This window comes from Streptomyces sp. NPDC044063 (genome assembly GCF_056434285.1).
The window spans coordinates 221,538-239,641 of record NZ_JBWKFM010000008.1 but is presented as its reverse complement, the minus strand read 5'-3'; the positions used below and the strand labels follow the sequence as shown (position 1 = coordinate 239,641).

Annotated in this window: 16 protein-coding genes; 6 read left to right on the top strand and 10 right to left on the bottom strand. The window is 74.9% G+C overall.

Features of this window, described 5'->3' with window-relative positions; translation table 11 throughout:
- Together AC07BS_RS13425 and AC07BS_RS13420 are read left to right on the top strand one after the other, a co-directional pair.
- Complete coding sequence (locus AC07BS_RS13425; RefSeq protein ID WP_478932087.1) at positions 1-1,302, top strand: aminotransferase family protein; 1,302 nt, start codon at positions 1-3, stop codon at positions 1,300-1,302.
- A gap of 50 nt (positions 1,303-1,352) precedes the next feature.
- Positions 1,353-1,646, top strand: coding sequence for a DUF1905 domain-containing protein (locus AC07BS_RS13420; RefSeq protein WP_478640777.1), 294 nt, complete (start codon positions 1,353-1,355; stop codon positions 1,644-1,646).
- Here AC07BS_RS13420 and AC07BS_RS13415 read toward each other — a convergent pair.
- Positions 1,639-2,475, bottom strand: coding sequence for an alpha/beta fold hydrolase (locus AC07BS_RS13415; protein WP_478932085.1), 837 nt, complete (start codon positions 2,473-2,475; stop codon positions 1,639-1,641). The genes AC07BS_RS13420 and AC07BS_RS13415 overlap by 8 nt on opposite strands.
- 79 nt (positions 2,476-2,554) lie before the next feature.
- Entirely contained in the window at positions 2,555-3,316 is a 762-nt protein-coding gene (locus AC07BS_RS13410) for an SDR family NAD(P)-dependent oxidoreductase (RefSeq protein ID WP_478640773.1), read from the bottom strand.
- Positions 3,317-3,534: 218 nt separating this feature from the next.
- On the opposite strand from AC07BS_RS13410, the gene AC07BS_RS13405 reads away from it, so the two are divergent.
- Both AC07BS_RS13405 and AC07BS_RS13400 read left to right on the top strand, forming a co-directional pair.
- Positions 3,535-3,924, top strand: a complete 390-nt coding sequence (locus AC07BS_RS13405; RefSeq protein WP_478640770.1) for a YciI family protein — start codon at positions 3,535-3,537, stop codon at positions 3,922-3,924.
- Positions 3,921-5,234 carry an RNA polymerase sigma factor gene (locus tag AC07BS_RS13400; RefSeq protein ID WP_478932082.1) on the top strand — a complete coding sequence of 438 codons (1,314 nt, stop codon included), beginning with the start codon at positions 3,921-3,923 and terminating at the stop codon, positions 5,232-5,234. The genes AC07BS_RS13405 and AC07BS_RS13400 overlap by 4 nt, the downstream gene beginning before the upstream one ends.
- Here AC07BS_RS13400 and AC07BS_RS13395 read toward each other — a convergent pair.
- From AC07BS_RS13395 to AC07BS_RS13385, 3 genes are all read right to left on the bottom strand, one after another.
- Complete coding sequence (locus tag AC07BS_RS13395; RefSeq protein ID WP_478932080.1) at positions 5,173-6,411, bottom strand: cytochrome P450 family protein; 1,239 nt, start codon at positions 6,409-6,411, stop codon at positions 5,173-5,175. The two genes, AC07BS_RS13400 and AC07BS_RS13395, sit on opposite strands and share 62 nt — an antisense overlap.
- 18 nt (positions 6,412-6,429) lie before the next feature.
- The gene (locus tag AC07BS_RS13390; RefSeq protein WP_478640762.1) at positions 6,430-7,290 is read right to left on the bottom strand and encodes an alpha/beta fold hydrolase; all 861 of its coding nucleotides are present in this window, start codon (positions 7,288-7,290) and stop codon (positions 6,430-6,432) included.
- A gap of 146 nt (positions 7,291-7,436) precedes the next feature.
- A complete protein-coding gene (locus AC07BS_RS13385) occupies positions 7,437-8,549 on the bottom strand; it encodes an epoxide hydrolase family protein (RefSeq protein ID WP_478932119.1) in 1,113 nt (370 codons plus the stop codon).
- Positions 8,550-8,789: 240 nt separating this feature from the next.
- Between AC07BS_RS13385 and AC07BS_RS13380 the strand changes: the two genes are divergently transcribed.
- Both AC07BS_RS13380 and AC07BS_RS13375 read left to right on the top strand, forming a co-directional pair.
- Positions 8,790-10,205, top strand: coding sequence for an FAD-dependent oxidoreductase (locus AC07BS_RS13380; protein ID WP_478640759.1), 1,416 nt, complete (start codon positions 8,790-8,792; stop codon positions 10,203-10,205).
- Positions 10,202-11,671 (top strand): MFS transporter, encoded by a 1,470-nt coding sequence (locus tag AC07BS_RS13375; protein WP_478932078.1) that lies wholly within the window; start codon positions 10,202-10,204, stop codon positions 11,669-11,671. The genes AC07BS_RS13380 and AC07BS_RS13375 overlap by 4 nt, the downstream gene beginning before the upstream one ends.
- A gap of 52 nt (positions 11,672-11,723) precedes the next feature.
- On the opposite strand, the gene AC07BS_RS13370 is transcribed toward AC07BS_RS13375, so the two are convergent.
- The 5 genes from AC07BS_RS13370 to AC07BS_RS13350 all read right to left on the bottom strand — a co-directional run bounded on the left by AC07BS_RS13370 (position 11,724) and on the right by AC07BS_RS13350 (position 18,050).
- Positions 11,724-12,494 (bottom strand): class I SAM-dependent methyltransferase, encoded by a 771-nt coding sequence (locus AC07BS_RS13370; protein WP_478640755.1) that lies wholly within the window; start codon positions 12,492-12,494, stop codon positions 11,724-11,726.
- Complete coding sequence (locus AC07BS_RS13365; protein ID WP_478932075.1) at positions 12,491-14,074, bottom strand: tryptophan halogenase family protein; 1,584 nt, start codon at positions 14,072-14,074, stop codon at positions 12,491-12,493. The genes AC07BS_RS13370 and AC07BS_RS13365 overlap by 4 nt, the downstream gene beginning before the upstream one ends.
- Positions 14,075-14,210: 136 nt before the next feature.
- Positions 14,211-14,768: a carboxymuconolactone decarboxylase family protein gene (locus AC07BS_RS13360; RefSeq protein WP_478640751.1), complete on the bottom strand. Its 558-nt coding sequence runs from the start codon at positions 14,766-14,768 to the stop codon at positions 14,211-14,213.
- Between the two features lie 77 nt (positions 14,769-14,845).
- Positions 14,846-16,228: a cation:proton antiporter gene (locus AC07BS_RS13355; RefSeq protein ID WP_478932073.1), complete on the bottom strand. Its 1,383-nt coding sequence runs from the start codon at positions 16,226-16,228 to the stop codon at positions 14,846-14,848.
- Between the two features lie 73 nt (positions 16,229-16,301).
- Positions 16,302-18,050, bottom strand: a complete 1,749-nt coding sequence (locus tag AC07BS_RS13350) for a (2,3-dihydroxybenzoyl)adenylate synthase (RefSeq protein ID WP_478932071.1) — start codon at positions 18,048-18,050, stop codon at positions 16,302-16,304.
- Positions 18,051-18,104 lie beyond the last annotated feature (54 nt).

The window sequence follows — 18,104 nt, the reverse complement described above, 5'->3', positions numbered from 1 at the left end:
ATGACCCCCGTACCGACCGACCGGCAAGCCCTCCGGTCCGCCCTCCTCGCCACCGACGCGGACCACCTGTGGCACCCCTGGTCGCCCGGCCGGGTCAGCCCGGACACCGTCGTCGCGGTGTCCGGGCAGGGCTGCGAGGTGTGGGACGCCGACGGCCGCCGCTACCTGGACGCCAAGTCCTCCGGCCTCAACGCCACCCTGGGCTACGGCTGCCGGCCCGTCGTCGAGGCGGTGGGCGCGCAGCTGTCCCGCCTGATGACCTACGACATGGGCGAGGGCGCCAACGTCCCCGCCATCACCCTCGCACGGCGCATCGCCGGGCTGACGGGCGAGCCCCTGACCCGTACGTTCTTCTGCAACAGCGGGTCCGAGGCGATGGAGGCGGCCATCCGCGTGGCCCGCTTCCACCACGCGGTGCGCGGCGCGCCCGAGCGCACCCTCGTGGTGTCCTTCGAGAACGCCTACCACGGCGCGACGATGGGGGCCGCCGCCTGCTCGGCCGGCCGGTCCCCCGTCGACCCCGGGACGACCCCCGCGGGCTTCCTCACCGTGCCGGGTCCCGGCCGCGACGGCTGCGTGGACCCCGGGCGCGCCGACGCCCTGCGGAAGGTCCTCGGCGAGTACGGCCCGCGCGTCGCGGCGGTGCTCGTCGAGCCGGTGCAGTCGCGGGGCGGCCACGTGGTGCCCGACGAGGGGCTGTGCGCCGTACGGGAGTTGTGCGACCGGCACGGCGTGCTCATGGTCCTCGACGAGGTGACCACCGGGTTCGGCCGCACCGGCCGGATGTTCGGCTACGAGCACGCGGGGATCACCCCCGACGTCCTGGCCACCAGTAAGGGGCTGACGGCGGGGTACATGTCCCTCGCGGCGGTCACCACCACCGACGAGGTCTTCGACGTCTTCGACCGCAACCGGAAGCGGGCCGGGTTCGTGCACGGCCACACCCACTCCGGGCACGCGGCCGCCTGCGCGGCGGGGCTCGCCGTCCTGGACTACCTCGAACGCGAGGACGTGCTCGCCAACGTCCGGGAGCGGGGCGCCCAGTTGCTCGCCGCGCTGGAGGGCACGCGCGCGCTGCCGTACGTCCACGACGTCCGCGGCCGCGGCCTGCTGCTCTCGCTCGAACTGGACGACGCGCGCCGCGCCGACCGGGTGCGCCACCACATGAAGGCCGCCGGCGTCCTCGTCCGCCGCACCGGCCCGCACATCGTCGTCGCCCCGCCGCTGATCGTCACCCGGGCCGAGGCCGGCCGGGTGGCCGACGCGCTGACCGCGGCCGTCGCCGCGGCGGGTGCCCCCTGACCCCATCGATCCGTCCCACCGTACGACCGAACCAACAAGGAGAACGCACCATGCCCGAGGCACCGAAGCAGGCGCAGGCCATCGACACGAAGTTCACGGCGACCGTGACCCAGGACAACAACAGCGGCTGGACCTGTGTGCTCATGCCCGGATCCAGCGAGTTCTTCGGCACGGGCCGGGCCGTCAAGGTGGCCGGCACCGTCGACGGGCACGCCTTCCAGGCCACGATGCTCCCGGTCGGCAACGGCGTCCACATGCTCCCGCTCAAGGCGGCGCTGCGGAAGACGCTGGCCAAGGACCAGGGCGACGAGGTCACCGTGCACCTGGAGCAGCGCTTCAGCTGAGCGGCCCGGCCAGCGCCCAGTGCAGCACGTCGGCGAACTCCTCGGTCCGGTCCAGGAAGCCGACGTGCTCGCCGGGGAAGGTGACGGGCGGCGAGCCGAGCAGCGCGCACAGCGCCATGGACGTCCGGTACGTCTCCAGGGCGCCCGACTCCGCGCCGATGCCGACCACGACCCGGGCCGGGCCCGCGGCCAGCGCGGCGGCGTCGGGCACGTAGCGGGTGGTGGCGCGCAGTTCGTGGGCGAAGAAGCGGGCGCCGTCGACGAGGTCCGCCGGCGAGGGCCCGTCCGCCGGCGGGGCGTCCCCGGCGGCCGGGCCGGAGCCGTCGTCGAGTCCGGAGCCGGCCATGAACTTCTGCCAGGCCGCCGCCTCCCCCTCCCGGTGGAACGTCGCGACGATGTCGTCGACCATGGCGTGCCGCTCGGCGGCGTCGGGCAGCAGGTCCAGCAGCGGCGGTTCGTGGGCGACCAGCGTGCGCACCCGGCCGGGGTGGCGCTCCGCCAGCGCCAGGCCCGTCACCGCCCCGCCGCTGCTGCCGAACACGTCGGCGGAGCCGGCCCCCACCGCGTCCAGCAGGGCGGCCGCGTCGTCGGCCCGCAGCTCGGGGGTGGAGTCCTGGGCGGGGTCGTCGATCACGCTCGCCGCCATGCCGCGCGGGTCGTGGGTGACGACCGTGAAGCGGCCGGCGAGCGCGTCGGCCAGCGGGGCGAAGGCGGCGGCGCCCATGGGGGAGCCCAGGGCGAGCAGCACCGGCCCGTCGCCGCGTACCTCGTAGTGCAGTCGCGCGCCCGGGACGTCCAGGGTCCGGGCGAGGGCCCGTGTGGTGGTCATGCCCGTTCAACGCCTCAGAGGCCCCACAGGTCACTCTCGGAGGCGAGTTGTGGCGCGTTACGGCATGCGGGGGCGCGTATCAGCGGAACACACGCCCCATGACGTGGCGCGAGACCGGGCGCGGCGCGTGGTCCAGCGCGGCCGTCATCAGGCGGGTGACCGTCCCCGGCACGGTCACCGTGCGGCCCGCGTCCCACGCCCGCAGCGCGCCCGCCACCACCTCGGCGGCCGTGGTGTGCCCCGGCGTCCGCTCCACCCGGTCGCCGAGCCCGGCCACGTCGCCGAACTCCGTGACCGTCGGGCCCGGGCACAGCGCCATGGCCCGTACGCCCGTGCCCCGGAGCTCCGACGACAGTGCCTCGGCGAACGACAGCAGGAACGCCTTGCTGGCCCCGTAGGCGGCCAGATGGGGCGTGGCGACGAAGCCCAGCGTCGACGCCACGACGATCACCCCGCCCGAGCCGCGCGCGACCATCCGCGGCACCACCCGCGCCGTGAGGTCCACGCTCGCCATCACGTTCAGGCGCAGCATGGCGAGCGTGTCGGAGCGCGCCGTGTCGGCGAACCGGCCCCGGATGCCGCGGCCGGCGTTGCACACGAGCAGGTCGGCGCCGCCGAGTTCCTCGGCCCGCGCGGCCACGGCCCCGGTCGCGCCGTCCGCCGTCAGGTCGCGGACCTCGGGGATCACCCGCCCGTCCGAGCCGGCCTCCAGCGCCGCCAGCCGGTCGGCCCGGCGGGCCACCGCCAGCACGCGGTGGCCGCGGGCGAGCAGCACACGGGTGAACTCCGCGCCGATGCCGGAGGACGCGCCGGTCACGACGGCCAGGGGTGTGTCGGACATGGTTGCTCCAAGAGGGAGGCGCCGGGGCACGGAAGCGGTGTCGCGGAACGGTGACTCGAACCTACGGCGTCCGCTCGTCCGCCCGCTTCTCGCTGCGTGCCGTATGTGGAAGGGTGACCCGCGGACGGATGTCGAAATCCGCCCCGCCGCTCCGACTCCTCAAGTGCGGGGCGCCGCCCCGGCGTCCGCGATCCGAGCGAGCCCGAGGAGAGACCGGTATGAAGTACCTGATCCTGCTGCACAACAACCCCACCAGCTGGAAGCACCCCATGTTCCTTCACCAGGGCAAGGAGCTCTCCCCGGAGGAGGCGGACGCCCGCATGGCGGAGTTCGGGGCGCTGATGGAGGAGATCTCCACGTCCGGCGAGCTGGTGGACGCGCAGCCCCTCGCGGACCCGGTCCTCGGCCGTACCGTCCGGCTGCGCGACGGGGCCCTGGAGGTCACCGACGGCCCCTTCGCCGACTCCAAGGAGCAGATGGCGGGCTACTTCGTCGTCGACTGCGACAGCGTGGAGCGGGCCGTCGAGATCGCCTCCCGGTTCCCCGACACCCGTGACGGCGTCGCCGAGGTGCGGCCCATCATGGACCAGTCCGGCGCGGAGATGTGACGGAGCCGACCGCCGTCGAGGACCTGCTGCGCGGGCTGGCGCAGCGGGTCCTCGGCCTGCTCGTGCGCCGCTACCGGGAGTTCGACGCCTGCGAGGACGCCGTGCAGGAGGCCCTCATGGCGGCCTTCGTGCAATGGCCCGAGCACGGCGTGCCGGACCATCCGCTGGCCTGGCTCGTCACGGTGGCGACCCGCCGGCTCACCGACGCCCGGCGCAGCGACCGCTCGCGCCAGGACCGGGAGACCACCGTCTTCGCCCTGACGCCCCGCGGCGACCTGCGCGCGCCGGGCCCCGAGGAGGAGACGGCCGGGGGCGACGACACCCTCACCCTGCTGTCGCTGTGCTGCCACCCCGCGCTGTCGCCCGCCTCGCGGATGGCGCTGACGCTGCGCGCGGTCGGCGGCCTGACCACCGGCGAGGTGGCCCGCGCGTTCCTGGTCCCGGACGCCACGATGGGGCAGCGGATCAGCCGGGCCAAGCAGCGGATACGGGAGGCGGGCCTCGGCTACCCGCTGCCGCCCGAGGAGGAGCGGGCGCGCCTCCCGGTCGTGATGCACGTGCTCTACCTGATCTTCAACGAGGGCTACACCGCCGGCTCGGGCGACGACCTCGGCCGCCCCGACCTGACCCGGGAGGCCATCCGGCTCACCCGCGAACTGCGCCGCAGGCTGCCCGACGACGCCGAGGTGGCCGGGCTGCTGGCCCTGATGCTGCTCACCGAGGCCCGCAGGGCCGCCCGGACGGGCCCGGGCGGCATCCTGGTGCCGCTGGCGGAGCAGGACCGCGGCCACTGGCGGCAGGACCTCATCGACGAGGGCACGGCCCTGCTGGACGCCACCTTCGCCCGCGGCCCGGTCGGCCCGTACCAGCTGCAGGCGGCGATCGCGGCGCTGCACGACGAGGCCAAGTCGTCGGAGGACACCGACTGGAAGCAGATCCTCGCCCTCTACCACCTGCTGGAGACGAGCTGGCCCAGCCCGGTCGTCAAGCTCAACCGGGCCGTGGCCCTGGCCATGGTGCGGGGGCCGGGCGCCGCCCTCGACCTGCTCGGCACGCTCGAGGGCGACGCGCGGATGGCCCGCCACCACCGGCTGCACGCCGTCCGGGCCCATGTGCTGACGATGGCCGGCGACGCCGCCGGGGCGCGCGCCGCCTTCGAGACGGCCGCCCGGCTCACCACCAGCCTGCCCGAACGGCGTTACCTGGAGGACCGGATCGAGGCGCTGGCGCGGGAGGCGGCGCGGACGCTCACGCGCCCGCCGGGGCCCGCTCGCCCAGCCGCACCGGAAGGGCCCGGTGACCGTTCATGATGAAGCTCCCCTGCGGCTCCAGCTCCTCGGGCGCCACGGCCAGCGACAGGCCGGGGTAGCGCTCGAAGAGGGCGGGCAGGGCGATCCTCAGCTCCAGCCGGGCCAGCGGCGCGCCGAGGCAGAAGTGCACCCCGTGGCCGAACGACAGATGGGTCTTGTCGGCGCGCGCCGCGTCGAACTCGGCGCCGCCGGCGCCGTGGACCTCGGGGTCGCGGCCGATCGCGGCGAACCCCATGAGCACCGGGTCGCCCCGGCGGACGACGACACCGCCCACGGCCACGTCCTCGGTGGCGAAGCGCAGCGGCAGCTGGGCGACGGGCGCCTGGACGCGCAGCGTCTCCTCGATCACGTCGTCCCACGCGACCTTGCCCGAGGTGAGCAGCTCGCGCTGCTCGGGCAGGGTGAGCAGGGCGAGGACGGCGTGGCTGAGGGCGTTCATCAGCGTCTCGGAGCCGGCGCCGAGCATGAGGTGGAGGGTGCCCACCATCTCCTCGTCGGTCAGCCGGGAGCCGTCGTCCTCCCGGGCGGCGAGCAGCAGGCTGGTGAGGTCGTCACCGGGTTGCTGCCGCTTCAGCTCGGCGAGGTCGTACAGCTCGCGGTGCCACAGTTCGACGTTGGCCTCGGCCTCGTCGCCGGTGATGTCGGTGCTGACGTTGACCCCCGCGCCGCGCAGCGCGGCGGCGCGGGCCGACTCCGGCACGCCGAACATGTCGCAGATGACGCGCGCGGGCAGCGGCGTGGCGAACTCGCCCTTGAGGTCCACCACGTCGTCGGGCCCGTGCCGGTCCAGTCCGTCGAGCAGGTCGCGGACGATGTTCTCGATGAGTGGCCGGGTCTTCTCGACCTGGTGGTTGGTGAAGCCGCGCGAGACCAGCTTGCGCAGCCGTGTGTGGTCGTCGCCGTCGTTGGTGGTCATGTTGTCCATCAGCAGCCAGCCGATGAGCGGCCAGTTGGACGGAATCTCGCCCGCCGCGTAGGCGGGCCACTTCTGGGGGTCCTTGACGAAGCGGGGGTCGGCCAGCACCTGCTTGGCGGCCTCGTAGCCGGTGACCGACCAGGCCAGGACCCCGCCCGGCAGTTCGACCCGGGTGACCGGGCCCTGCTCGCGGATGCGGGCGCCCTCCGCGTGGACGTCCCGGCCGGCGGTGTCCAGGACGACGGGGCAGCGGTTTTCCATCGGTTGACTCCTCGGGGGTCAGGGGGAGGTGAAGAACTCCGCGAGCAGGGGCGCGCCGAGAGTCTGGTTGAACAGGTGGCCCTCGCTCGGCATGCTCACGAACCGCCCCCGGGGTATCCCCGCGGCGAGGGCGCGGCACGGCCCCAGCATCCACTCCGCGCTGTCGTCGCCGCCGATCACGAGGGTGGGTACGGCGATCGACGGCAGGAGGTCGTGCGGGACCTCGCTGCTGTCGTCGCTGAGGACCGAGTCGTAGAGGACGGTGGGCGCGATCGCCTCGAAGCTGGGCCAGACCGGGTGGTCCCGGAAGCGCTCGATCGACTCGGCGCTGAAGCCGATGTCGACCTTCAGGAAGAGCGCCACGGCGTCGCCCCGGCGGTCGGCGGCGATCAGCTTCCGCAGCTCGTCGTGGTAGCCCGGGGGCACCCGGGGGCCGCCGTACGGGGGTTCGTACATCGCGAGGTGGGACATGGGCAGCCCGGCGGCCGCCCCGCGTACGGCGATCATGCCGCCGGTGCAGTTGGCGAAGACCGACGCCGAGCCGCCCGCCGCCTCGAGCACCGCCGCCAGGTCCTCGACCTCCAGGTCGACGGACCAGTGGCCGGGCTGGGCGTCGCCGCTGCCGCCGCGGCCGCGGCGGTCGTAGTTGAAGACGGTGAACCGCTCGGAGAGCGCCTCGGCGAGCCGGGCGAACATGGCCTTCTCGTTGAGGCCGCCGCCCAGGATCACGACGGACGGCCCGCTGCCGGACCGTTCGAACGCGATCGGGGTGCCGTCGGCCGACGGCACCGTCTCCAGCCCGATGCCGCGGACGCCGAATCCGACGTTGTCCAGGTTGGCCTCGGTCTCCAGACCCTCCGTGGTCTCGGGTGTGTCCATCGGAACGCTCCTCGCGGTCTCGGGCGAGCGGTGCGGGTCCGGCGACCCGTCCACCACGCTAGACACCGGGCGGGGCCGTGGACTTCCTCCAGATTGCCGACTTGACCAGCGCCGGCGACGTCACCGGCTCAGCGGCGTCACCGGCGTCACCGGTCGCGCAGTGCCCGGCGGAACGCGCGCAGGTCCGCGGTGAACAGCTCCGGCTCCTCCAGGGCGGCGAAGTGCCCGCCCCGGGCGGGCTCGTTCCAGTGGACGAGGTCCGGGAAGAGCCCCTCGGCCAGGCTCCGCCCCGGCCGGGCGATGTCGTGGGGGTAGACCGCCACGCCGACCGGTCCGGGGACGACGGGCAGCGGGCGGGGCGGGGTGCCCGGCACGGGCAGGAACGCGGCGTTGTCGTAGTAGAAGTGGGCCGACGTGCCGGCGGTGGCCGTGAGCCAGTACAGCGTGACGCCGGCGAGCAGCGCGTCACGGCCGACGGCCTCCTCGGGGGTCTTCTCCGCTCCGGTCCACTCCAGGAACTTCTCCGCGATCCAGGCCAGTTGGCCGACCGGCGAGTCGGTCAGGCCGTAGCCGAGGGTCTGCGGGCGGGTCGCCTGGATCGCCATGTAGCCCAGGCCCGCGGCCGCCGCCGGGTCCGCCTCCCCGGGCGGGGCGACCGGCAGGAAGTTCACGTGGGTGCCGAGGACGTGCCCGGCGTCGGTCGCCCCGAGCGCCAGCGCGACGAAGGCACCGAGGTCCCCGCCCTGCGGGACGTAGCGGTCGTAGCCCAGCTCCGCCATCAGCGCGGCCCAGGCCCGGGCCACCCGGTCGACGCTCCAGCCGTGCCCCGTGAGCGGCCCGGAGAAGCCGAAGCCGGGCAGCGAGGGGACGACGACGTGGAAGGCGTCGGCGGGGTCGCCGCCGTGGGCGCGCGGATCGCTCAGCGGGCCGAGCACGTCGAGGAATTCGAGGAACGAGCCGGGCCAGCCGTGGGTGAGCAGCAGCGGCACCGCGCCGGGTTCGGGGGAGCGGACGTGCAGGAAGTGGATGTCGGCGCCGTCCAGGGTGGCGTGGAACTGGGGGATCGCGTTGACGCGCTCCTCCCAGGCCCGCCAGTCGAAGGCGTCGCGCCAGTGGGTGGCCAGCTCGCGGAGGTAGGGCTGCGGGACCCCGCGGCTCCAGCCGGTGTCCGGCACCGGCTCGGGCCACCGGGTCGCCGCCAGCCGCGCGCGGAGGTCGTCCAGGGCGTCCTGCGGGATGGCGGCGCGGAACGGGCGTATCACCGGGTCCTCGATTCTGGCGGCGGAACGCGAACGGGGGCGACGTACGGGGAGACCGACAGGGCGACGGACGCTACCGCTTCGGCGACCGGCGGTACACGGCCCGGGCCGGATCGAGCAGTCCGGGAGAAACCGGCCGCCCGGTGCGGACGCCGCAACGTGGGAGAAGTGCGCCGCGCCCCCGTCCCACTAGCGTTTTCGGCAACCGTTCGCTCATTCGGTCACCGGGAGGCGTACGTCATGGGAGCCAGGATCGGCGATCACGCCGTCGTACTCGGGGGCGGCATCGGCGGCTTGCTCGCCGCCCGTGTCCTGTCCGACGCCTACGACCGGGTCACCGTCGTCGACCGCGACGACCTCACCGGCGCGGGCACGGACGTCCGCCGCTCGGTGCCCTGGGCGGTGCACATCCACGCCCTGCTCGAACGCGGCCGGCAGATCATCGAGGAGCTGTTCCCCGGCTTCGGCGACGACATGCTCGGCCTCGGCGTCCCGGTCGGCGACTACGGGACGACCTGCCACTACTACTTCAACGGCCGGATGCTCGCGGAGACCGAGACCGGGATGGCCTGCGTGGCCGCCAACCGGCCGGTGCTCGAACACTTCCTCCGCACCCGCGTCGCCGCCCTCCCCGGCGTCGTCCTGCGCGAGCGCACCGACATCGCCGGCCTGCGGGCCTCCGCCGGGAACACCCGGATCACCGGGGTCCTGGTCCACTCCCGGGACGCCGCGGACGCGGACGCCGGCCCGGACGGCGAAGCGCCCGCCGGCGCGGCCGAGGTCCTGGAGGCCGACCTGGTCGTCGACGCCACCGGCCGCGCCTCGCGCACCCCGCGCTGGCTGGCGGAGCTCGGCTACGCGCCGCCGCCCGAGGAGAAGGTCCACATGGACCTGACGTACACCACCATGGACTTCACCGGCCCGCTGCCCGAGGACCCACTGGGGGAGGACATCGCGCTGGTGCCGACCGCGACGCCCGCCTTCCCACGCGGCGCGATCTTCGCGCGGCTGGCCGACCGGTACGCGCTCACGCTCACCGGCATCAACGGCGACCGCGCCCCCACCGACCGCGAGGGCTTCCTCGCCTACGCCGGGACGCTGCCCGTCACGCAGGTCCACGCGGCGGTCCGGGACGCCGAACAGCGCGGCCCGGCGGGCAGTTTCCGCTTCCCCGCCAGCGTCCGGCGCCGCTACGAGCGCCTGGACCGCTTCCCGGCCGGCTACCTGGTCATCGGCGACGCGGCATGCGTCTTCAACCCCGTCTACGCCCAGGGCATGACCGTGGCGGCGCTCGGCGCGACCGTGCTGGCCGGCCAGCTGGCCACCGGGGCCGAGCCGAGGGCCGGCGCCTACTTCCGCGACCTCGCGCGCGTCATCGACGCGCCCTGGAGCATGTCCGCCGCCGCCGACCTCGGCTACCCGCGGGTGCGGGGCCGGCGGACGGCCGCCACCCGCATGGCCAACGTCCTCATGCCCCGGGTGCAGGCGGCGGCCGTCGTCGACCCCGTCGTCGCCCGGCAGTTCATCCGCACCATCTCGCTGGTCGACCCGCCGCAGGCGCTCATGCGCCCGGCGCTGCTCGGCCGCGTGCTGTTCGGCCCCGGGGCCCGTACCCGCGGCGCGCTGCCGGAGGGCCTCCCGGCGGCCTTCCGGTGACGGCGGTCGCCGACGGCGTCCCCGCCGCGCGCTTCCGCTGGGGCGCGCTGGTCCTGCTCTGCGTCGCCAACTTCGCGATCCTGCTGGACTCGCAGAGCGTCATCCTGGCCCTGCCCCGGCTCTCCGCCGACCTCGGGATGCCCGCCGGCGACGCCCAGTGGGTGCTCAGCGCCAAGCTGCTGACCTTCGGCGGACTGCTGCTGCTCGGCGGGCGCACCGCCGACCGGCTCGGTCGCCGCCGTGTCTTCATGACGGGCACCGCGCTGTTCGTCGCCGGGTCGGCGGCGAGCGGGCTGGCGCCGAACGGCCCGGTGCTGATCGGCGCCCGGGCGGTGGGCGGGGTGGCGGCCGCCCTGATGGTGCCCACCGCCCTGTCCCTCCTCGTGAACACCTTCCCGGAGGGCAGGAGCCGCAACACCGCCCTCGCGGGCTGGGCCGGCATCGGCGGCATGGGCGCCACGGCCGGCCTGCTCGTCGGCGGCGTGCTGACCCAGGAACTGGGCTGGACCTGGGTGTTCTTCATCAACGTCCCGGTCGGCCTGCTGGTGCTGGCGCTCACCCCCGCCCTGCTGGCGGAGAGCCGCGACACCGGCCGGCCGGGCCCGTACGGCGTCCCGGGCGCCCTGACCGGCACCGCGGCGCTCTTCGCCTTCACCCTCGCCGTCATCCGGGCACCCGCCGACGGCTGGGGGAGCCCGCGCACCACAGGGCTGCTGGCCGCGGCCGTAGCGCTCGGCGCGGCCTTCGTCGCCGTCGAGCGACGATCGGCGGCCCCGCTCCTGCCGCCCGCGCTCGCGCGCCGTCCCGCCCTGGCCGCCGGCAACCTCGCCACCGTGACCATGGGCATGGCCGCGTTCGGCCTGTCGGTCGCCTGCTCGCAGTACGGGCAGGTCGTGCTCGGCCACGGGCCGCTGGAGTTCGGCCTGCTGCAGTCCGTCATGCCGACCACGGCCTTCGCCGGCGCCTACGCCGGGCAGTGGGCGGTCGGCCGCGTGGGGGTCCGCCCGGTCGTGACGGCGTGCTCCCTGCTGCTCGTCGCGGGCGCCCTGCTGCTGTGCCGCGTCCCCGCGGACGGCACCTACGCCCGTGACGTGCTCGCCGCCCTGGTCCTCTTCGGCCCGGGCCTGGGCGCCGGCACGGCGGCGGCGTCGGTGGCCGCGCTGGACCGCGTGCCCGGGCACGCCAGCGGCGTCGCCTCCGGCCTCAACGTCGCCTCGCTCCAGATCGGCGGCGCGCTCGGCGTCGCGGTGGTCACCTCGGCGGTCACCGCGTACACCGCGGCCCCGGGCGGCCCCGAGGAGCTCACGGCCGGCCTCCGCGCCGGCTTCGCCGCCTGCGCCGCCGCCGCGGCCCTCGGGCTCCCGGCGGCCCTCGCGCTGCCGCGCCGCACGGACCGCGAGCGCCGCACGGACCGCGAGCGCCGTACGGACCGCGAGCGCCGTACGGCCCCCGGCCCCCGTACGTGACGCGCCGCCCGGCGCCGAAGGGCACCGGGCGGCGTGGCGGAGCGGGAGGGCGTCACTCCCGCACGCCGCGCACGATCAGCCGCCGGGCGCGGGGGTCGTACGGGCGGCCGTCGAACCCGCCGAAGCACTCGACCCGTGTGAAGCCCGCCTCCTCGTACATCGCGCGCAGTTCGGCCGCGCTGTAGACGTAGGAGATGAGGGAGGCGGAGCGGGACTCCCCGTCGCGGATCAGCGTCCAGTCGGTCCGCAGCCGCGTCCAGTCGTCGAGGACGGTGTCGCGCAGCAGGACGGTCGCCCCGGGCAGCTCGACCACCTGGGGCCGGCCGACGCGCCGGGCGAGGACCTCCTTGCCGAGCACGTCGACCAGCAGCCGGCCGCCCGGCGCCAGGCTCGTGAACGCGTTGCGCAGGACCTGGAGGTTCGCCGCGGGATCGGCGAAGTACCCGAACGACGTGTACATGTTGATCACCACGTCGAAGGCGCCCGGCCGGACGAACGCGGCCATGTCGGCGCGGACCAGCTCGGCGGACACCCCGGCGGCGGCGCAGGCCTTCCCGGCCCGCTCCAGGACGGCGGGGCTGAGGTCGACCCCGGTGACCGGGTGCCCGCGCCGCGCGAGCGGCAGCAGGTACAGGCCGGGCCCGCAGCACAGGTCGAGCACCCGGGAGCCGGCCGGGAAGGCCAGCAGGGGCGAGGCGGCGACGTTCTCCGCGGCCTCGGCCGCCCGGCGCGGCGAGAACATGAACTCGGCGAACCCCGACCACAGGACGTCGTTCTCGTACCAGTTCCCGTCCGTCTCCACGGCGTCGGGCCGGGCGGTCATCGGCGCTCCCCGTGGGCCGCGTGCACGGCCTTGAGGTACTCGCGGTGATCGGGCAGGGCGCCGGCGTAGAGCTCGCGTTCCTTGTCGATCCGCTCGAACATCTCCCACGCGGCCGCGTCGTCCATCAGCTCCACCGAGGGCGGGGCCTTGGTGAACGGGAAGTCCATCCCGGACAGGATCGCCCACAGGCTGCGGGTCTCGAACAGGCGCAGCTGGCTGCCGTCGGGGATGATGACGCTCTGCGCGTACTCGGTGAGCTTCTCCTCCAGACTGGCCGGGAGCGGCGTCTCGCGGACCGCGCGCCAGAACTCGGTGTCGTCGCGGTCGGTCAGGCAGTAGTGCATGACGATGAAGTCGCGCAGGTCCTCGAAGGCGCTCGTCATCAGCTCGTTGTAGCGGTCCCTGCGGCGCTCGTCGAGGTCGGCGTCGGGGAAGTGGAGGACGAGCAGCGCGAGCTGGTACTCGATCAGGGCGATGGTGGTGGACTCCAGCGGTTCGACGAAGCAGCTGGACAGGCCCACGGCGACACAGTTGTTCACCCATGACCGGCGGTTGTGACCGACCCGCATCCTGATGTGGTTGCCCTCGACGTCGTGCGCCCGCGGGCCGAGGAAGTCGCGCAGCTCCCGCTCGGCCTTGTCCGGGGTGGTGGTGCGGCTGGAGTAGACGTAGCCGGTGCCGTCGCGGTGGTGGAGCGGGATCTCCCAGATCCAGCCGTCGCCGCGGGCGTTGGCGGTGGTGTAGGGCCGTAGCCCGCCGGGCTGGTGGTCGGCCGGCAGGGCGACCGCGGAGTCGCACAGCAGGGCGTCGTTCGCGCTGATGAAGGGCTCGCGCAGGGCCTGGTTGAGGAGCAGTCCGCGGAAGCCGGAGCAGTCGAGGAAGAGGTCGGCGCGGAGCTCGGCCCCGGTGTCGGTGACGACCTTCTCGACGTGCCCGCGGGGGTCGACCGTGACCTCCCTGACGTCGGCCAGGACGTGGCGCACGCCCCGGCCGGTGGCCAGGTCCCTGAGGTACTCGGCGATGAGCGCGGCGTCGAAGTGGTAGGCGTAGCGGAAGCCGGGGTCGGGCGCCCCGCTGCCCGGCAGGGGCTTGGGGGCCTTGCCCAGCTCGCACAGCCGCTGGAGGGCCATGCCGGCGTCGCCGAAGGTGTCCCGGACCCGCGGGTCGCCCGCCAGCCGCAGCTTCAGCCAGAAGTGGGCCAGGGACACGCCCCGGCCGAAGCGCTTGTGGAAGGGCTGCTCGTAGCTGGGGACCGGCGGTTCGGGGACGGTGAAGAAGGGGTGGTAGTACGTGTGCCGGCGGCCGTCCGGGCCGGGCTTGCGCCAGTCGTTGAAGCGGACCGCGGACTTGAAGGCCGCGTTGCACCGCGGCATCCAGTCCTCCTCCTTCATGCCGAGGAAGGCGAACGTCGTCCGCAGGGTGGGCACCGTGGCCTCGCCCACCCCGATCCGCCCGATCCGGGGCGACTCGACGAGGGTTATCTCCACCCTCCTCCCGAAGGCGCGGTTCAGATAGGCGGCGGACAGCCAGCCGGCCGTCCCCCCGCCGACGATCACGATCTTCTCGATGGGGCGTGCCACGGAACGGGTCTCCTTCACGGGCGGCGGACGGCGTGAGCGGCGGGTGGCATGAGCGGGAGGGTGGCGTGAACGGTGAGCCGGGGCGCCGGGGGCACGGCCGGATGCCGTGCCCCCGGCGGTGGTGCTCCCTGTGAGGTCACCGGCCCCCGGGGCCACCCGCCAGGCCGGGGTAGCCGAGCTGGATCAGCTGCTGCGCGGCGCCGGCGTACCACTCCGGCGCGTCCGGGGCCACGGTGGCCAGCCCGTCGACGTAGCGGGTGAAGAGGGAGAAGACGGCCGCGATCAGCACGGTGTCGTGGATCTCGGTCTCGGTGGCGCCGGTGGCGCGGGCGCCCTCGATCAGCTCGGCGCTCACGGACTTGCCGCCGTCCCGGGTGGCCAGCGCGATCCGGAGCAGCGCCCGGAGCTTGTCGGAGACCGGGGCGCTCTCGATGTCCTTGTGGGCCTGCGCCACCAGGTCCTGGCCGCCCTCCAGCTGCGCGGCGGCGAACGCCCCGTGCGCCTGGGCGCAGAACGCGCAGTCGTTGCTCCGCGACACCACGGAGCCGATCAGTTCCCGCTCTCCGCGGCTGAGCGAGTTGGGGCCGCGCAGCAGCGTTTCCACCAGCTCGCCCAGCGGCTTCGCGGTCTCCGGCCGGAAGGCGAACAGGCCGATGATGCCGGGCTTCTCGGGATCCACCGCGATGTGTGGCATGGGTGCGTCCTCCACGATTGACGTCGGTCAGCCGATCGTCCGCGCTGCGGTACCGCGGAATCCATACTCCAGGTTGCTCATGCCCCGCCGCCCGGACGCGGGGCCGCCCGGTCCGCCGTACGGGGCCCGGCCGGCCGCCCGAGCCACGACTCGTGGTCGAGCAGGCGCAGCCGTTCCTCCTCCGTACGGGCCACATGACGCATGGTCAGCCGGAGCAGTGGCGGGGCCATCAGCGAGGTGGCGACGGCGACCAGGACGACCATGGTGTACTCGGCGGTGCCCAGCACCCCCAGGCGCAGCCCGGTCATCGCGATGATCACCTCGACCACGCCGCGGGAGTTCATGCCGGCGCCCAGGGCCAGGCCCTCCCAGTGGTCCAGCCCGCCCAGCCGCGCGCCCAGGTAGGCGCCCGCGAACTTGCCCAGCACGGCGACGGCGAGCAGCGCGCAGGCGGCGAGCGCCGTCGGCGGGTGGGCCAGCTCGGTGAGGTCCGTACGCAGCCCGGCGGTGGCGAGGAACAGCGGGGCGAGCACGGACAGCACGACCGTGCGCAGCGGCGCGAGCAGGGGCTGCGCCGATGGGGCCCCGGTGATGAGGATGCCGGCCGTGAACGCGCCCAGGATCGGCTCCATGCCGAGCCAGTGGGTCAGCGTGCCGCCGGCCAGCACCAGGACGACGGCGGTGGCCACGGCCGTGCCCGGCTCCGGATGCCGCGCGGCGCGCTCCATGACGCGGCGCACCAGGGCCCGTCCGGCGGTGGCGGAGAAGCCGGCGAAGGCGGCGAGGAGGAGCACCGACCGGCCCACGCCGCCGCCGGTGACACCGGACGTCGCCGCGGCCGACACCACCGACAGCAGCAGCCAGCCCACCGCGTCGTCGATCAGCCCGGCGCCCAGCGTGAGCTGCCCGATGGTGCGGTGCACCATGCGCAGGTCGGTGAGGGTCTTGGCGATGACCGGGATGGCCGTGACACCCATGGCCACCCCCAGGAACAGGGCGAACACCCAGCGGTCCGGCCCGTCCGCCCGGGGGAGGGGCAGCAGCAGGCCGAGGGCCACGCCCATCCCCAGCGGGATCGTCAGCCCGAACAGGCTCACCAGGGTCGCCGCCTTGGCCCGGGCGCGCAGCACGCGGACGTCGAGATGGGTGCCGGTGACGCCGACCAGCAGCAGCACGGCGAGTTGGCCGACGGCGTCCAGGAGGTGGGTCTGCTCGGCCGGGCCGGGCAGGAAGCCGGTGGCGACCCCGGGCGCCAGGTGCCCGAGCAGGCTAGGGCCCAGCAGCACCCCGGTGGCCAGCTCGCCGGTGAGGGCGGGCAGGCCCGCCCGCCGGGCGAGCGACCCCAGCAGCCGGGCCAGCCCCAGGAGCAGCAGGGTCGCGCCGAGGAAGACCAGCACGGCGTGCGACGACAGGGGGGCCACCGGCGTCGCGAGGTCCGTCCCGTGCGGAGGAACGTTCATGCTCCGACCCCTCTCCGCGCGCGTGCGGACGATTCTGCGTCGCCCGGACCGGCAGCCACATCTCTATACGTGCTCACCGTCCGGTCTCTGCGTGCTCACCGTCCGCCGCCGCTGATTCCGCCCCCTCCTCCGCCAGCCGCCGGGCTGCCTCGGCCCGCAGTGCCTTCTTGTCGACCTTGCCGATCGGCGTCAGCGGCAGCGACGGCACCATGAAGAGCCGTTCCGGCAGCTTGAACGCGGCCACGTCGGCGGCGAGCATCACCTCCCGCACGTCCGCCAGGGTCGCCCCGCCGGCGCCGGACGGTACGACGAAGAAGCAGACGCGCTCCCCCAGTTCGGGGTCCGGCATCGCCACCGCCGCGGCCTGCGCCACCCCCTCGGCGCGCAGCGCGAGGTCCTCCAGCTCCTCGGCGGTGATCTTCTCGCCGCCGCGGTTGATGACGTCCTTCTCCCGGCCCACCACGATCAGATTGCCGCCCGGTCCCACGCGCACGACATCGCCCGTGCGGTACCAGCCGTCGGGCGTGAACGCCACCGCGTCCACGGCGGGGGAGTCGTAGTAGCCGCGGACGGTGTACGGGCCCCGGGCGAGCAGCAGGCCCGGCTCCCCGGGCGGCACCGGCTCGCCGTCCGGGCCGACGACGCGGATCTCGTCGTCCGGCGATATGGGCCGGCCCTGCGTGTGGTGGACCACCTCGTCCGGGTCGTCGAGGCGGGTGAGGCACAGCAGCCCCTCGCCCATCCCGAAGACCTGCTGGAGGGCGCAGCCCAGGACCGGGCGGACCCGCCGCGCCGCCTCGGGCGCGAGGCGCGCGGCACCGGCCTGGAGGAGCCGCAGCGAGCCGAGATCGGCGTCCGGGTGCTCCTCGCGGTGCGCCAGCCAGCGCAGGACGACCGCCGGGACGGCGGACGTCGCGGTCACCCGCTCCCGCTCGACGAGCGCGAACGCCGCCGCGGGGGCCGGGGAGTCCGCGACGACCACCCGGCCCCCGGACAGCAGGGCGCCCAGCACGCCGGGGCCGGCGTTGGCGAAGCCGTGGCCGAGCGGGAGCACGGCGAGATAGACGGTGTCCGGGCCGAACGCGCAGATCTCCGCCGCCCGTTTGATCATGTAGACGAAGTCGTCGTGGCCGCGGGCGACCAGCTTGGGCAGCCCGGTCGTCCCGCCGGACAGCAGGAGCGTCGCGATCCCGCCGCCGTCCCCGGGCGCGAGGGCGTCGAGCGCGGCGGCCGCGGCCGCGGGGTCCTCGGCGGGCGCGCACAGCCCGTCCAGCCGGATGCCGCCCGGTTTCACGTCCGGGCCCGCCACGACGACACGCACGCCCCCGCCGGCCGCCCCGGCGATCGCGTGGGCCATCGCCTGGTGGTCGAACCCCTTGAGGACGCCCGGCACGACGAGGACCTTCGCCCGCGCGTGCGCCACGACGCCGGACAGCTCGTGATGGCGGTGCTGCGGCAGCGTCCACACCGGCACGGCGCCCAGCCGGAAGCAGGCGACCGAGAGGACCACGTGCTCCCAGCGGTTCGGCAGCTGGACGACGACGCGGTCGCCCGGGCCGACGCCCAGCGCGGCCAGCCGCGTCGCCGCCCCGTCGGCGCGGGACATGAGCTCGCGGAAGGTCAGCCGGAGGTCGCCGTCGACGAGGCACTCCGCGTCCGGCGTCCGGCGCGCGACATCGGCCAGGTGCGACCCCGGCGACCGCCCCTCCCAGTAGCCCTTCGCGACGTACCGGGCCGCCGCGTCGGCCGGCCAGGGCACGACGCCGGGCGCCCGCTCGGGAACGGCGGGGGGACGCGGGGGAGTTACCGCTGACTCGGGCATGGCGTGAGCTCCTGACGGTGACGGGACGCGGTCCCCCGGCAGCGTAGGGACGCC

What these genes read in the sequence shown, in the direction of transcription:
- AC07BS_RS13425 (WP_478932087.1), top strand. Translation starts at nt 1, where the DNA reads ATGACCCCCGTACCGACCGACCGGCAAGCCCTCCGGTCCGCCCTCCTC.
- AC07BS_RS13420 (WP_478640777.1), top strand. Translation starts at nt 1,353, where the DNA reads ATGCCCGAGGCACCGAAGCAGGCGCAGGCCATCGACACGAAGTTCACG.
- AC07BS_RS13415 (WP_478932085.1), bottom strand. Translation starts at nt 2,475, where the DNA reads ATGACCACCACACGGGCCCTCGCCCGGACCCTGGACGTCCCGGGCGCG.
- AC07BS_RS13410 (WP_478640773.1), bottom strand. Translation starts at nt 3,316, where the DNA reads ATGTCCGACACACCCCTGGCCGTCGTGACCGGCGCGTCCTCCGGCATC.
- AC07BS_RS13405 (WP_478640770.1), top strand. Translation starts at nt 3,535, where the DNA reads ATGAAGTACCTGATCCTGCTGCACAACAACCCCACCAGCTGGAAGCAC.
- AC07BS_RS13395 (WP_478932080.1), bottom strand. Translation starts at nt 6,411, where the DNA reads ATGGAAAACCGCTGCCCCGTCGTCCTGGACACCGCCGGCCGGGACGTC.
- AC07BS_RS13390 (WP_478640762.1), bottom strand. Translation starts at nt 7,290, where the DNA reads ATGGACACACCCGAGACCACGGAGGGTCTGGAGACCGAGGCCAACCTG.
- AC07BS_RS13380 (WP_478640759.1), top strand. Translation starts at nt 8,790, where the DNA reads ATGGGAGCCAGGATCGGCGATCACGCCGTCGTACTCGGGGGCGGCATC.
- AC07BS_RS13370 (WP_478640755.1), bottom strand. Translation starts at nt 12,494, where the DNA reads ATGACCGCCCGGCCCGACGCCGTGGAGACGGACGGGAACTGGTACGAG.
- AC07BS_RS13360 (WP_478640751.1), bottom strand. Translation starts at nt 14,768, where the DNA reads ATGCCACACATCGCGGTGGATCCCGAGAAGCCCGGCATCATCGGCCTG.
- AC07BS_RS13355 (WP_478932073.1), bottom strand. Translation starts at nt 16,228, where the DNA reads ATGAACGTTCCTCCGCACGGGACGGACCTCGCGACGCCGGTGGCCCCC.
- AC07BS_RS13350 (WP_478932071.1), bottom strand. Translation starts at nt 18,050, where the DNA reads ATGCCCGAGTCAGCGGTAACTCCCCCGCGTCCCCCCGCCGTTCCCGAG.